Annotated in this window: 1 protein-coding gene and 1 pseudogene; one reads left to right on the top strand and one right to left on the bottom strand. The window is 56.6% G+C overall.

All coding sequences use genetic code 11. The annotated features are described in order from the left end of the window. Nucleotides 1–39: 39 nt before the first annotated feature. Entirely contained in the window at nucleotides 40–405 is a 366-nt protein-coding gene (locus A9976_RS19905; protein WP_183016507.1) for a hypothetical protein, read from the top strand. Nucleotides 406–442: 37 nt separating this feature from the next. Here A9976_RS19905 and A9976_RS31210 read toward each other — a convergent pair. After that, nucleotides 443–767, bottom strand: a pseudogene (locus tag A9976_RS31210) (hypothetical protein); the annotation flags it as partial.

The raw sequence follows: 767 nt of genomic DNA, 5'->3' as shown, positions 1-767 counted from the left end.
CCTCTGACGGAGTCACCACGCCTGCAAGGAGAGCAGCCCATGGAAGAAGTCGAACTCGCCACATTGCAAGCTGCCTGCCGGACTTTGGCGCGATCGACCTTATGGTCAGAACAGGGCACGCCGGAAATCGCAGTGGCCAAGCTGGCGGGCGAGTTTCTGCAGGTTGCCTCGGATCAGCTTGCCACCGTAGTTGAATCGGGCCGCGATCCACACATAGTGACGCGGGCGATATGCTACCTCGCACACACCCACGTCATTCCATCCAGGCGTATGGCTAAATGGTGGTTCACCGAAATGTTGGCATGCCTGGTCGAACTTGCAGTCCCTTCGATGATTCAGACACCAGCTTCGGCGGCTTTTCTACGCGATGTGCATGAAGGGATAGCAAATTGGACTGACTCATAAAGGATCTTTTCGACGCCCGCCGAATTGCCTGGGGTAATCAGTCGATCGGTTTCGTCGTAGTCGCGGAACAGCGCTTATATGCCTGTTGGGGATGGCTCGGTGCGGGGTATTTTCTCACGAGCCGGCCAGCATCAACCAGCGGGTTCAAATAGTGCTTTCTTAACGATGCGTCTGAGCGACTCAACGCCTGCGCTAGGTCGCGGAGCGTTACAAACTGTTCGTCGCAGAGGGACACTATGAGCTCTTCCATCCGGTCTGGAGGCATCCGCGCGGGAAGCGGACCGGGCCCAAGCAATTCTTGTAAGCGTTCTTTAAGACCCAGGGTGGTGTCCTGCACAACGCTCTTATGTCCAGAGAGAGAC

This window comes from Delftia sp. UME58 (genome assembly GCF_014170385.1).
Classification (GTDB): Bacteria; Pseudomonadota; Gammaproteobacteria; order Burkholderiales; family Burkholderiaceae_C; genus Comamonas; species Comamonas acidovorans.
Note: the sequence above shows the minus strand (reverse complement) of the source record. Positions and strands in the feature narration are given on the sequence as shown.